We start from the raw sequence: 14,408 nt of genomic DNA on the forward strand, positions 1-14,408 counted from the left end.
CTACCTCACAAGTAAAATAATGGACACTCCAATTATATCATTTTCACATAAAAAAACACAGGTTTCCCTGCGTTTTTCATATAGCCTTTTCTTGTTCTGCCTGTTTAGGCTTTGCAAATATCATCCTTCCTGCAGCAGTTTGCAAAACACTAGTAACAAGCACTTCTATGGTATTACCTATGAATTTTTTGCCACCGTCTACTACAATCATCGTGCCATCGTCCAAATAAGCAACTCCTTGTCCGGCCTCTTTCCCATCTTTAATAACTTGCACCACCATTTCTTCTCCCGGAAGAACAATTGGTTTTACCGCATTGGAAAGCTCATTTATGTTTAAAACAGGGACCCTGTGAAACTCTGCTACTTTGTTTAAATTATAATCATTAGTTATTATTTTACCCTTTAACATTTGGGCAAGTTTCAAAAGTTTTGTATCTACTTCTGCCGCATCAATTTCCTTATCTACAATTTCCACTTTAATATTTAACTCATTTTGTATCTTATTTAAAACATCTAGTCCTCGTCTACCCCTATTTCTCTTTAACGAATCTGAAGAATCTGCAATATGTCTTAATTCCTCCAATACAAAAGCCGGAATTATCAAAGGTCCTTCAATAAAGCCTGTCTTACATATGTCAAATATCCTACCATCTATAATTACACTGGTGTCCAAAATTTTTGGTATTCCATTGTATTCGTTTTTAACAGTCTTTTGCGGTCCCAACCTTTTCATAAAGGAAAACACATTTAAAATATCATCTTTTTTCTTTAAAGAAATTCTAATGCCCAAATACCCCAAAAGCAAATTCAAAAGAATTGGCACTACTTTTCCTACAACTAAGATAGGATAAAGAGGCGCGCTCAGCAAATTAGCCACAATAAGCCCTACTATTAGCCCGAATGCCCCTATTAAAATTTCATCAATCGGCATATTCTGCAATTTCACTTCCAGCCACTGTTCAAAGTCTTTCCCCCACTTTATAAATTTAGGAGAAATGACATAAAATATAATTCCACCCATTAAAGTACCTATAATATAAGCTATTACCGTTGAAAAATAATTTAATTGTATAAGCACAAAGTTCTGATCTTTTACAAGATTTAACAAAAGCTTTGTCAGTTCAAAGCCCGCTGCCATTCCCAGTAATCCAATTCCACCTCTTATAATTTTATACAACATATTATCACCTCCCATCTCTATTATTGGCTATTTTTCACATTATTATAAGCAAAATTGGGGAAAGGAATAAAAATATTTCACAATTTTTACACGTATAATGTGGCTGCCAATTACAGTATACTACTTATGTAGAAGGATTGTCAATTTAACAAAAGATTAAAATTACATTAATGCTATATAATGTATTTAAATGCCATTCTAAATATTGACATGGAAATAGTTTAAGTCTATAATAAAAGCAAGGAGAGCCTTAAAAACTCATAGAACGGGAGTGGACAAAAAATGAAAGATATTATTGTAGACGACCTTCAAAATACAGTAGACGAATATCTCTTACGCCATAGAAGTATAATGGACATACTTACAAAAATACAAGAAAGCAGTGCCCGTATAAATAGAGCTGTTGCTAAATCAGTAACTGAGTGCGGTTGCATAAGGATAAATGCCACCAAACAAGAGACTCCCCCTGACGCAACTTTAGAAGAAGCCCATAAATATTTTAAAACCCATCTGGAAGGTCAGCTTTGTGAAAACTGTAAAGAGGTAATAGAAGCAGAAATAGGCAACAATGTATTTTACATAATCGCTCTGTGTAATGTTTTGGGACTTAATTTTTACGATATACTTCTTAAAAAACATAAGGAATTAAATACTTTGGGTATATTTAATATGCTGTAAATGATAAGCGTCCCTTCTATGGAGACGCTTTAATTTGTTGACAAAGTCAAAAATTTTTTAAAGGAGATATTTTGCATCGTAGCTCCAGTGTTCCAAAGCGACAAAATCCTTTCCAAAAGTTTGTCTACAGTCTGAAGCATCTCTTCTATGGAGATGCTTTTTGTTCTATTTTTTTTAAAAAATCCACAATCTCCTTTATATCCCTTATTTTAGTAATCTTTGTATTCTCAAACTTTTTTATCTCTTTTGTCTTCATGTCAGGGATAAAAACTTGAGAAAATCCCATCTTTTGTGCTTCACTTATTCGTTTATCTATATTACTAACTCCTCTAACCTCTCCTGTCAATCCCACCTCTCCTATAAAACAAACATCTTCAGGAATAGGTATATTAAAATATCCAGAAAGAGAAGACACAATTATCCCCAGGTCAGCAGCTGGTTCTTGAATTTTCATTCCTCCCGCCACATTTACATATGCATCAAATTGCGAAAGATTTATACCAAGTCTTTTTTCCATAACTGCTAAAAGCAATATAAAGCGATTGTAGTCAAATCCAGTAGCCATTCTTCTCGGTACTCCAAAACTAGTCTTACATATCAAAGACTGCACTTCCATTAAAATTGGCCTCGTCCCTTGAATGGAAGACACAACCGCAGTCCCCGGAACATTTTTAGGCCTGTTTGAAAGAATAAATTCAGAAGGATTTCGTATTTCGCGGAGCCCATCCTCCTCCATATCAAAAACTCCAATTTCGTGAGTTGCGCCAAAGCGGTTTTTGACAGCCCGCAATACCCTAAAAGACTGGGTTCTATCTCCTTCAAAATATAGAACCGTGTCTACCATATGTTCCAAAACTTTAGGTCCCGCTATTGCTCCTTCTTTTGTAACATGTCCTATCAAAAAAATACTTATGTCTTTTTGCTTTGAAATCTCCATCAACTTTTGAGTCACTTGCCTTATCTGAGAAATACTACCCGGTATTGTCTGACTTTCCTCAGTGTACATCGTCTGTATAGAATCAATAATAACAAAATTTGGATTTATGTCATTAATTTTTCTCTCTATCTCCTCTATATTTGTCTCACACAAAAGATATATTCGCTGTTTTTCTTTCAAAATTCTATCTGCTCTCAATTTAATCTGCTGAATTGATTCCTCTCCTGACACGTAAAGAACTACTTTTTCATCAGAAATATTCCCTGCTACCTGAAATAACAAAGTAGACTTCCCAATTCCTGGGTCACCACCTATCAAAACAAGAGACCCCTTTACAATTCCGCCACCTAAAACCCTGTCAAACTCTTCAATCCCTGTCCTTATCCTTTCCTCTTCTGAAAAAGTTACATCTTGAAGAAGATATATTTGAGATGTATTTTTAGTTATTTTAAAATTTTTTAGATTCTCTATAACTTCTTCCTCAAAAGAATTCCAGCTTTCACAATTAGGACATCTTCCCATCCATTTACTACTTTCAAAACCACACTCTCTACATACAAATTTTGTATTTGATTTGGCCATATCTCCACCATCTTTCTATCTTTCGCAGAATTCTCTTTTAATTATATCACACTTTTATGCACCTCCCATAAAAGTGAAATACAGAAGCAGCCCATTTAAAAAGATTATAACGGAAGCCACAATTATACCAATAATTTTTTCAATAGGTGTATTTATAAATTCACCCATAAACTTTTTTTGAGAAGTAATCAAAAGCATTGGGATTATAGCCATAGGAAGTTCAAAGCTCAAAATCACTTGGCTTATAATAAGGGTTTTAAAAGGATCAATTCCCAATAAAATTATTATTAAGGCTGGCATCATGGTTATAAGTCTTCGTAAATTTAATGGAATATCCAAATCTACAAAGCCCTTCATTATAGTCTGCCCTGCCATTGTACCTACTGCAGAAGAAGATAAACCAGAGGCCAAAAGCGCTATTCCAAAAGCCCAGCTGGATAAGGGACCTAACAATGGTTTTAATGACATATGAGCTTCTTCAATAGACTCTACCACTATTCCATTTTTATAAAAAACAGCCGCCGAAACTATTAGCATAGCCGCATTTATTATAAATGCTATATTCATTGCCACAAAAATATCTATTTTTTCCATTCTTAAGTGTTCTTTTTTTTCTTCTAATGTATTCCCCTTATTTCTATATTGAACTAACTGGGAATGCAAATAAATCACATGGGGCATTACTGTAGCTCCTAATATTCCGACCGCTATTAACAAAGCTTCTCTATTTGGAATAGAAGGAATCACAGTATGATACAATACTTTTCCCCAATCTGGTTTTGCTAAAAAAAGTTCAAAAGCGTAAGAAAAGCTAATAATTGATATTAATGAAAAAATAACCATTTCAACTAATTTTTGCCCATATTTTTCTAAGTATACAATAATAAAAGTTATAAATCCTGTCAAAAGTCCTGCATACATAAGAGGTATACGAAAAAGCAAATATAATCCCAAAGTACCGCCTAAAAATTCCGCCAAATCTGTAGCCATAGCCGCTAATTCTGCTGCTATCCACAAGACCCAATTGACTTTTCGTTTAAAAACCAAACTACACATTTCTGGCAGATTACGTCCCGTTGCGATTCCTAATTTCGCAGCCATGACTTGCAAAAAAATGGCCATAATATTGCTCCAAAGTATTACCCATATTAAATGATAATTAAATGTAGAACCTCCACTTATATTTGTAGCAAAATTTCCTGGGTCAATATAGGCAACACTTATCACAAAAGCCGGTCCGAAATATTTTAAAACCTTTTTAAAAATATGAGAGAGAGAAAAAAGTTTTTCAGTCGCTATGATAGTCTCATGATTTTCCAAATTAACTCCCTCCATTTTAGACAAAACTAAATTTATTTACCTTATTTAAAATATGTGTTTCATTTTTGTCCTGTTACATAAAAAACAACCCGCATTAACGGGTTGCCATGCATGTAAAAACAAACAACATTTATGAATTTGTGCTTTATTGCTTCTTATAGTGAAATCAAAATCAACTGCTTTTTTATTTTTCTTACTAAGTTGTCTTGGGGTAATAATTGAATCAAGAAATCCCTTTTATTATTCAGGATTTCTTAGACTTTACCTACAAGTCCGAGGAATAGTGCTATCAATCCCTCCAATTGTATAGTGGTGTATCAACGGTTCCGGTGGATATATTAGGAGAAGTAAAGATACGATTTTCACCACTTTCCCATATAACATTCCCGTTACTGTCTTTTTTAATAAATTTAAACTCAAATGTTGTCCCCATTGGAACACTCACCGGCAAAAACCATTCGGGGTAATTGGGGCACATCATCGCTTCTGTCGACAGAGTAGGATCCCAATTCCCAAGTTCCGGCAAATTTCCAACAATATGAATATTTTGGCCCCATTCTGTTGTTGCATTTACTTTAAATATCACCTGAACCAGATCACCAGATAACACATGATAGCGGAAAGGATTACTGGTATAGTTTCCTTTTTCCACCGTAATGTTCTTAATTCCCGGTGTATTGGGAACAACCGCAATAATCATTTCATTACTATTGGATACTACTTGAGCCAATGTTGTATCAAATTTCACCGTAACATTGCCTCCAAGACCAGTTCCATAGATATAAATTAGATTACCTGGACGACCCATTGTAGAAATGACATCGCCTATCCTTGGAATTTCTGTCCCCAGGGAAGGATTATACGACCAAACGTTTACTTCTCCTCCCGACAGGGTAAAGCCTTTAATTTTAAGCTGACCATTTTCCTCCACTACCGACATGGATTTTCCGTATAGTAATCCCTCGAGTACGTCATGATAGGTTCCTACAGGCAGTGTGGTATTTAAATCCGGTACATCAAAACTTCTATCGGGTTGTCGATTTACGGCAACAATTACTTGTTTGTCGTAAAATTGCCGCTTGAAAACTAATACATCATCTGTACTGTAAAGTATTTCTGTTGTACCGTAAGAAACAGCTTCATTGCTTCTTCTCAAATCAGAAAGTTTGCGTATCAGCTTATAAGCTGTTGTGGTTTGATCAAAGGAAGTTGATGTCTGCATGAACATTCTTCCGGCAATATCACTGTCATCTGCAGGATATAAGTATTGTTCGGTACCATAATATATATTAGGTATCCCACGGGATGTCATTAAGACTGCCAACGCTGCATGATAAGGTTTGTCATTTGGCTGTATATATCTAAACCGGGTTACATCATGATTATCGATAAAGGTAACCGCTTGATTTTCATAAATATAATCATTGCTGGTTTTTATCATCATTTCACCAAAGTCTCTCATGGTTTCAGAAAAATAACCAAAAGTATTGGTCGCTGCACGATAGTATTCAAAATCTAAATTATTAACCCCAGTTCGATCAGGAAAGGTACGATATTCTTCATATTTAGGATCTGGACGTCCGATAAAAAATTCTCCAAAATGAGTAAGAGGTCCCCCCGGTGCAGAATCAATCGCATCTTTAAACCCTTGAACGAAAGCTGGATTCATATGAAGAGTTGCATCATGACGTACACCATCTATACCTTTTGATTTCCAAAATATTGCAGCTTTTTCTAGATGTTCCACCACCCCGGGATTCTCCTGAGAATAATCTGCCAGAGAACCCAAATCCTTGTAACGATACCCAAATCTAGTAGTATCATCTCCTCGATCCCCTAATCCGTGGAAAAAACCATCAATATCATTGTGTGGATCAGCCAATAAATTTTCAACTATTCCGTCTCCGTTATAATCTGCCGGATTTCCATTACTGTCAAATACATAATTTCCATTTTCATCTTTGTCAGGTTCGTACAATCTTCCATCTTCCGGCTGATAGTTTAATGTAGGATTTTGCCATCTGCTACTATGATTTGATACAAAGTCAATAACCAGTTTTATTCCGTTGCTGTGGAGAGCATCCCTCAATGCAATAAAATCCTGCATTTCTCCGAAATGCTTATTAGTAGCAAAATAGTTTCTAGCATGATATCCGTGAAAACTGGTCCACCTGTCGACGCTGCCGTCCGGATGATAATCTTCAATTACCGTATCACGATTGGCATAAGGAGCAGAAATCCAAACTGCTGTAATGCCCATTTCTTTTAAATAAGGAATTTTCTCAATAATTCCCTTCCAATCACCTCCTTGATACAGCTTCAAGTCAGTTCCTGTTCCGTCAAAAAGTGTAGGATCGAAACCTGGAGGAATATTGTTTGATGGATCACCATCATAAAACCGATCTGTAATAATTTGATAAATAGTATCCTTTGGCGTTACAGGGCCTAATCCTCCAGTACTCGTGGCTTCGGCAGTAACCGGCTGAAAACTGAAAAAGAAAACCAGCAGTATTATCACGACCACTAAAACACTTAAATTTTTTTTCTTAATTAAAGCAGCCACAGGTCATCCCCCTATTTCAATATTTTGTGATTAGTCAATTAAGCCTTTAAAGTCTCATTTTTAGCCAAATTTAACCTCTACGCTATAGGCTTAATCTGTTTTAAAGTATTAGATTTTTACTGCTCCTTTTGTTAGTCCCTCCACAATATGTTTTTGGAGATAGATAAATAGCAATGTAATGGGAATAGCTACCAACACAGCTCCGGCTGCAAAAACAGTAAATTTTGTATTGTGTTGATTGACGGCCATGTCATATAATCCCATTGCCAGGGTTTTTTTGTCAGCACTGCGAAGAATTAATTTTGGTAGCACAAAGTCCATCCATGGTCCGGTAAAGTTGGTTAAGGCTATGAAGGTAATAATGGGTTTTGCTAAAGGTAAAATAATTTTATAAAATATTGTAAAATTGGATGCCCCGTCAATTTTTGCAGCTTCGTCCATACTGCGTGAAATCCCGTCAAAATACCCTTTTGCCACCCATGTGTTATAAGGTATTTGGCCAGTAGCATAAACAAGAATTAATCCAAGATGAGTGTCTAATAATCCTAATTGCAGTAGCAATACGTAAATGGCTGTCATAGCCAGAAAACTCGGAAACATTTGAAGCACCAGCATTACCATCAATGTTGGCTTTCTTCCCCTAAACCGGTATCGCGAAAATACATACGCAGAACTGGTGGATAAAAAAACTGATACAACCATGTTAATTGTTGCAATTTTCAACGTATTTTTATACCACAGGGGAAAATCCGAGTTAGTGAGCAAATTACGGTAATGAATCAAGCTGGGATTTTTGGGTATCAAGGTAGAGCTAAACAAACTGTCGCCTGGACTTAAGGAAGAACCAATGATCCATAGTATAGGAATAATAACAATAAGACTAATGACAACAAGAAGACTATAAATGCATGCTTTACGGATCATATCAACAAGAGTAATCCTTTTTTTTGGCGACTTCATTCCCGTTGTCAGTTGATTTTCATTAAATTTCACTGTCATTGTATCATGTCCTCCTCCCTGAAAGACTTTGTCTTGCTAAAGGTTAAAGTAGATATAGTGGCGATAACAATGAACATAATAATGGATATAACAGAAGCCATGTGATATTGATTTTGTTCTATGGTTAGCTTGTAAATCCAGGAAATTAAAATATCTGTATGTCCTGCATAGCGATATGCAGGATTTGCAGGGCCTCCATTGGTTAAAAGGTAAATCAGCGTAAAGTTATTGAAGTTATGGGTAAAACTTAAAATCAATAGCGGTGTTGTGGCATGCAACACCAATGGCAGAGTAATTTTCCAAAATTTTTGGCTTGAAGTAGCTCCGTCAATCTCTGCTGCTTCATACAAATCACTAGGAATATTGGTCAATGTCCCTGACATTAACGCCATGAAGTAAGGAGCTCCCAGCCATATATTCACCAGAATCGCCACCAGCTTTGCCATTGTAGAATTGGTCAACCACGGTATTCGTTCAAATCCCAGCTTTACCAGAAAACTGTTGACTGGCCCTAATCCCGTAAACATTAATCGCATAATCAGGATAGAAATGAACCCCGGTATTGCATAGGGTAATATATAAATGGTTCGCCAAAACTTCTTTAAGCGAACTTCCGAGGAGTTAATCAATAAAGCCAGTAATAACCCTCCAAAATAACTGGTCAAGGCTGCCAATACCGCCCATATAACGGTCCAAATGCCTACCCCAATAAAAGTATTTTTCCATATTTTTAAATTTACCAAATTCTTAAAATTTGTAAAACCTACCCAGTCTACTAGGTTTCTGGGAGGTAAATGATTAGGAGCAGAATAATTGGTAAAAGCGATGGAAATGGTAAATAAAATCGGCAGTACGGTAAAAAACAATATTAAAATAAATAAAGGACTTAAAGAAAAATAAGGAAAATATTTATGAGAAATATGTTTGATAAAATCACCTATGCCCATAGGCTTTTCGCCTTGTTCCCTCGCCTCCCCGGTTTTTAAGGCATCAACAATATTTAATATATAAATTATTAAAATAACAAGTGTAACTAAAACCGCTATAATACCCTGTATCAATAAAAATATGGAATGATCTCCCTGGGCAATTCCGTTCACATAGTGTAAAGGCTGTTCTCCTAGTGTTATCAGGCCCCAATAGGCGTAAAGAAAATATGGAATATTAATGACAATAATAATGCCAATAATGGCAATCAAAATGCCCTTGACAATTTCTCGGTTATATAGCTGTCCAAGTCCCATAAATAATGCAGAAAGTAATGCTGCTTTTTTGGATCTTCTCATGCTTTTCCCTCCCATCTTTTTAGAAAAATCTAGTCATTTGCAGATGCAAATGACTAGATAACTAGATAAATATTTACTGTATGGCAATTGCATCTTTTATTGTCTGAACAGCTTCATCCAGTGCTTTTTGCGGGTCTACACCATCATTCCACATAACCTGAAACGCCCTGGCATACGGCTCCCAGACAACCCCCATTTGAGGGATGGAAGGCATCGGCACAGCAAACTGTGCTTGCTCCAGGAAAGGTGCCGCATAGGGATCGCTTTTAATGATATCTGCGTTCATTAATGACTTCATTGGAGGAATCTGCTTTGTAATTTCATAACGTTTCAGTAGCATTTCTTCTGAAGTAATAAAATCAGCAAATAGTTTTGCAGCATTAGGATATTTCGTATAAGCACTTACAAACATGGTACGAACACCAGAAAAACTTGCAGGATGTTCACCGTTTGGCAACAACGGAAGTGGTGCAATACCAAAATCAACACCTGCCTCCTGATAGCCCCTTACTGCCCATGGTCCATTTATTATCATAGCGGCCTTACCTTCTTTAAACATGCCATCCATGACTTGATAATTGGTATCATCGCTCTTTAGAGGTAGAATCTCCTTAAGAGAAACTAAAAATTTGGCACCTTCAACTGCTTCTTTTGAGTTTAAACCAATGTCATCCTTATCTGTTCCTCCCTTTCCAAAGACATAACCACCATATCCTGCTACAAAACTATGGGAGTAATATGCATTTCCTACATCCCACATAAACCCAAATCGATTTGATGCAAGGTCATTAAATTCCTTTGCAAATTCGACAATATCCTGATAAGTTTTAGGTGGCTCTTTTACATATTCCTTATTGTAAAACAAGGCATAAGTTTCAATTCCTGTTGGATATCCGTACACAACTCCTTGGAAAGAAACTGCATCCACCGCTCCTTGCATGAACTCATTTCGAATTCGGTCTGCAAAAAGATCGTTTTCTTGAATTAGACCTGAAGCCACCAGCTCTCCGGTTTTATCATGAGGTGCTGCAAATACATCGGCACCAATTCCTGCCGGGCCATCTGTAGCTAGTTTTCCGGGAGCATCCGTATGAGTAACGGGTTCATACACCACTTCAACACCATATTTTTCAGTAAATTTCTTCGCTGCATACTGAATGAATTCTCCCTCCGGACCTTCACTTTCCCAGACGAGCAATTTTGCACCCGGTTCTGGTAACAATTGTCCATCTTTATTGACCTCACTTGGTTGTGGTGTACTAGACTGACTTTCAGGCGCACAAGCAGTGAAAGTCATAAATATTACAAGTATTAAAATCAGCCATAAATACTTTTTCATGAATATCCACACCTCTTTTTTTAATTTTTTGTGTTAATGGCTTGAATAAATCTTTTAGCAAAAATGTAAAACGTTTTCTTGTGTTGTCAAAAAATTTTTAGCTCAAAAGTATTTGATTCTATTTTATTCATTCCATCGTTCTTTTGAATCTGGCTCTTCACCCCCTTTATATCTATCTATATAATAGAATGATAGCACCTCCATAAATGTGATTAGAAAGCTACCACCAGTATTAATTCTATCTTACAAGTAATTGCTAATATATTACAGCAATCGCTTTCTTGAAATGTATTTTTTAAAAGCGCTTAATTGCAACAGTGTTGCAATCGCTTGCGCTTACTTTTAATATTATTGTATATTTTACTTAACCAAATGTCAATATATTTTTTTGTACAACATAAATTAAAATTTCGCATACACTAATAGGCTTATAATCTGCAAGCTTTTGCTCATTGTACCTTATAAATTCCTTTTTAAAGCTACTAAAATCCATTAATACTTCTTCAAAAGGCTGACAACCCACATTTACGGGTTACTTTTTTGATACTTTTCTTTTATTTCTGGATTTTCTTTTAAAAACCTATTAAATTTTCTCATTTTTTCTAACGTTTCAATAGATATATTGTGTTCAATTAATTCTGTCTGTTCTAACAATCTCTCTTTAACCCCTAAATTTTTTAAAAATTCCTCTACAGTAGAATGCCTATCCAATAAAAACTTACCCATTTCTTTGCCTTTTTCTGTTAAACCTACCACCCCATATTTTTGATACTCCACAAGCCCAAATTCTTTTAATTTCTGAAGCATTTTAGTAGTTGAAGGAGCTTTTACATTTAAAAGCTCAGAAAGAAGATTTACACGGGTATAGGGACTTTTAAGACTTTCTCTATAGATCATTTCTATATAGTCTTCCATTGCTGGGGTAAGTTGTTTTCTCTTCTGGAAACGAATTTGGTAACCTCTTACAGTATAAAACCTATCTTTTTCCATATGCTCACACCTTCTTCAAATACTTCTACTGAATATATATATTATCTTTAAGTAAAAAAAGACTTAGCTCGAGGCTAAGTCTTTTGAACCGCATCTTTTTTCACAAACTCTATTTTTCCATCTTTTGCAGTCACTATAAGCTCATCTCCAGGTTTTACTTTCCCCTGCAACATAAGTTCAGACAATTGATTCTCTACAATCCTTTGTATAACTCTTCTTAAAGGCCTTGCACCGTAGTTTGGATCATATCCTTGTTTAATAATTTCCTCTTTACCTTCAGGGGTAAACTCCAGTTTAATATTGTTCTCTTTTAATCTATCATTCAATTCTTTCATCATTATATCAGCAATCTTTTCAATGTCTTCTTTTGTCAACTGATGGAATACAATTATTTCATCCACCCTATTTAAGAATTCAGGTCTAAAGGTCTTTCTTAATTCTGCCATTAATGTCTCTTTTACCTTCTCATGAGAAGCTTTATCTTCTTTTTCTTGTGGCATAAATCCTAAAGTAGCTTGTTTTTTTAGCAATTCTGCTCCTACGTTTGATGTCATGATTATAACGGTATTTTTGAAGTCTACAGTCCTACCTTTTGAATCAGTGAGTCTTCCATCCTCTAATATTTGAAGGAGAATGTTAAACACGTCAGGATGGGCCTTTTCAATTTCATCCAGCAAGATTACTGAATAGGGCTTTCTTCTTACTTTTTCTGTTAATTGTCCACCTTCTTCAAATCCTACATATCCTGGAGGTGAACCAATAAGTTTTGAGACGGTATGCCTTTCCATATACTCTGACATATCAAGCCTAATCATGGCATTTTCATCGCCAAAAAGTGCTTCTGCCAAAGCCTTTGTAAGTTCTGTTTTACCAACTCCAGTAGGACCCAAGAAGATAAACGAACCTATTGGTCTTTTTGGATCTTTTAAGCCCACTCTTGCCCTTCTTATAGCCCTTGCTACTGCTTCTACAGCTTCATCTTGCCCTATGACTCTTTCATGCAATATCTCTTCTAAATGTAACAGCCTTTCTGATTCTTCTTCAGCCAATTTTTTTACAGGTATTCCTGTCCACAGAGATACAACTTGTGCAATTTCTTCTGGTCCCACACTTTTTTCATTAGAAAGAGAATTTTGTTGCCATTTGGCTTTTAATTTTTCCAATTCTTCTCTTAATTTTTGTTCTTCATCTCTTATTTTCGCAGCTTTTTCGTACTCTTGAGTCTTTATCGCTTCTTCCTTTTCTTTTATGAGGTCATTGATTTTATCTTCCAATTCTTTTATCTCTGGAGGTGCAGTCACTGTCTTCAACCTTACGCGCGAAGCAGCTTCATCTATTAAGTCAATAGCTTTGTCAGGTAAAAATCTATCTGCAATATATCTGTGGGAAAGTCTAGCCGCTGCCTCTAAAGCTTCATCAGTAATTTTAACTCTATGATGGGCTTCATATTTATCTCTTAATCCTTTCAATATTTCAATAGTCTCTTCCACAGTTGGTTCATCTACAATTATTGGTTGGAATCTTCTTTCTAATGCAGGGTCTCTTTCTACATATTTTCTGTATTCCTCCAAAGTAGTTGCTCCAACTACTTGAATTTCACCTCTTGCAAGTGCCGGTTTTAAAATGTTTGATGCATCTATTGCACCTTCCGCTGCACCTGCTCCAATTAAAGTGTGCATCTCATCTATAAATAGTATCACATTTCCTGCCTTTATAACCTCATTTAATACTGTTTTTAACCTATCTTCAAATTCGCCTCTATATTTTGTACCTGCTACCATAGAAGCCATGTCTAAAGTTACAACTCTTTTATCTTTCAAAATTTCAGGAATTTCACCTTCTACAATCTTTTGAGCAAGTCCTTCTACAATAGCAGTTTTACCAACACCCGGTTCACCTATTAGGACAGGATTATTTTTTGTCCTCCTGCTCAGAATCTGTATAACTCTTTCAATCTCTTTTTCTCTTCCTATTACAGGGTCAAGTTTACCATCTCTTGCAAGCTCGGTCAAATCTCTTCCAAATTGATTTAGAGTAGGGGTATTTGTATTTTTAACCTTTGTTGCCTTTGCAGGTCCTCCTGAAGGCTCTTCGTTAAGCATCTTTACAATCTCCTCTCTCACTCTATTGAAATCTATACCTTGTTCCATTAAAATTCGTACAGCGACTCCTTCACCCTCTCTTAAAATCCCTAATAAAATGTGCTCGGTTCCAATATAGCTGGTATTAAATCTTCTTGCCTCACTAAGACTCAATTCCAATACCCTTTTAGCCCGTGGTGTATATCCTACCACGTCACCCGGGATATTTCCCATTCCAATCAAAGATAGTACCTTTTCTCTTGTAGTTTCATAAGTTACTCCTAATTTTTTTAAAGTTCTTGCTGCTATACCTTCATTTTCTTTTAATAATCCCAATAAAATATGCTCTGTCCCTACATAATTATGATAAAAAGACCTCGCTTCCTCCTGTGCCAAATAAAGAGCTTTTTGAGCTCTTTCTGTAAATCTTCCAAACATTGCCATATCAAACAC

10 protein-coding genes are annotated in these 14,408 nt (G+C 35.8%); 1 reads left to right on the forward strand and 9 read right to left on the reverse strand.

Annotation, left to right across the window (positions count from 1 at the left end; genetic code table 11):
- Nucleotides 1-76: 76 nt before the first annotated feature.
- Nucleotides 77-1,180, reverse strand: a complete 1,104-nt coding sequence (locus tag TMATH_RS09800; RefSeq protein ID WP_012995940.1) for a PIN/TRAM domain-containing protein — start codon at nucleotides 1,178-1,180, stop codon at nucleotides 77-79.
- Between the two features lie 282 nt (nucleotides 1,181-1,462).
- Here TMATH_RS09800 and TMATH_RS09805 point away from each other — a divergent pair, with 282 nt between their 5' ends.
- Nucleotides 1,463-1,858: a nucleoside triphosphate pyrophosphohydrolase family protein gene (locus TMATH_RS09805; RefSeq protein WP_012995941.1), complete on the forward strand. Its 396-nt coding sequence runs from the start codon at nucleotides 1,463-1,465 to the stop codon at nucleotides 1,856-1,858.
- 145 nt (nucleotides 1,859-2,003) lie between these two features.
- On the opposite strand, the gene radA is transcribed toward TMATH_RS09805, so the two are convergent.
- From radA to TMATH_RS09845, 8 genes are all read right to left on the reverse strand, one after another.
- The gene (gene radA, locus TMATH_RS09810; protein WP_012995942.1) at nucleotides 2,004-3,377 is read right to left on the reverse strand and encodes a DNA repair protein RadA; all 1,374 of its coding nucleotides are present in this window, start codon (nucleotides 3,375-3,377) and stop codon (nucleotides 2,004-2,006) included.
- 54 nt (nucleotides 3,378-3,431) lie between these two features.
- The gene (locus tag TMATH_RS09815; protein ID WP_013150818.1) at nucleotides 3,432-4,697 is read right to left on the reverse strand and encodes an Nramp family divalent metal transporter; all 1,266 of its coding nucleotides are present in this window, start codon (nucleotides 4,695-4,697) and stop codon (nucleotides 3,432-3,434) included.
- Between the two features lie 289 nt (nucleotides 4,698-4,986).
- Nucleotides 4,987-7,260 (reverse strand): alpha-amylase family glycosyl hydrolase, encoded by a 2,274-nt coding sequence (locus tag TMATH_RS09820; RefSeq protein ID WP_013150819.1) that lies wholly within the window; start codon nucleotides 7,258-7,260, stop codon nucleotides 4,987-4,989.
- 108 nt (nucleotides 7,261-7,368) lie between these two features.
- Nucleotides 7,369-8,259, reverse strand: a complete 891-nt coding sequence (locus tag TMATH_RS09825; RefSeq protein ID WP_013150820.1) for a sugar ABC transporter permease — start codon at nucleotides 8,257-8,259, stop codon at nucleotides 7,369-7,371.
- Nucleotides 8,256-9,545 carry a carbohydrate ABC transporter permease gene (locus TMATH_RS09830; protein WP_013150821.1) on the reverse strand — a complete coding sequence of 430 codons (1,290 nt, stop codon included), beginning with the start codon at nucleotides 9,543-9,545 and terminating at the stop codon, nucleotides 8,256-8,258. Before TMATH_RS09830 ends, TMATH_RS09825 begins: the two co-directional genes overlap by 4 nt.
- 73 nt (nucleotides 9,546-9,618) lie before the next feature.
- Nucleotides 9,619-10,884 (reverse strand): sugar ABC transporter substrate-binding protein, encoded by a 1,266-nt coding sequence (locus TMATH_RS09835; protein WP_013150822.1) that lies wholly within the window; start codon nucleotides 10,882-10,884, stop codon nucleotides 9,619-9,621.
- 525 nt (nucleotides 10,885-11,409) lie between these two features.
- Nucleotides 11,410-11,874 carry a metal-dependent transcriptional regulator gene (locus TMATH_RS09840; RefSeq protein ID WP_013150823.1) on the reverse strand — a complete coding sequence of 155 codons (465 nt, stop codon included), beginning with the start codon at nucleotides 11,872-11,874 and terminating at the stop codon, nucleotides 11,410-11,412.
- Between the two features lie 74 nt (nucleotides 11,875-11,948).
- A complete protein-coding gene (locus TMATH_RS09845) occupies nucleotides 11,949-14,399 on the reverse strand; it encodes an ATP-dependent Clp protease ATP-binding subunit (RefSeq protein WP_013150824.1) in 2,451 nt (816 codons plus the stop codon).
- Nucleotides 14,400-14,408: the final 9 nt, after the last annotated feature.

This window comes from Thermoanaerobacter mathranii subsp. mathranii str. A3 (assembly GCF_000092965.1).
Lineage (GTDB): Bacteria > Bacillota > Thermoanaerobacteria > Thermoanaerobacterales > Thermoanaerobacteraceae > Thermoanaerobacter > Thermoanaerobacter thermocopriae.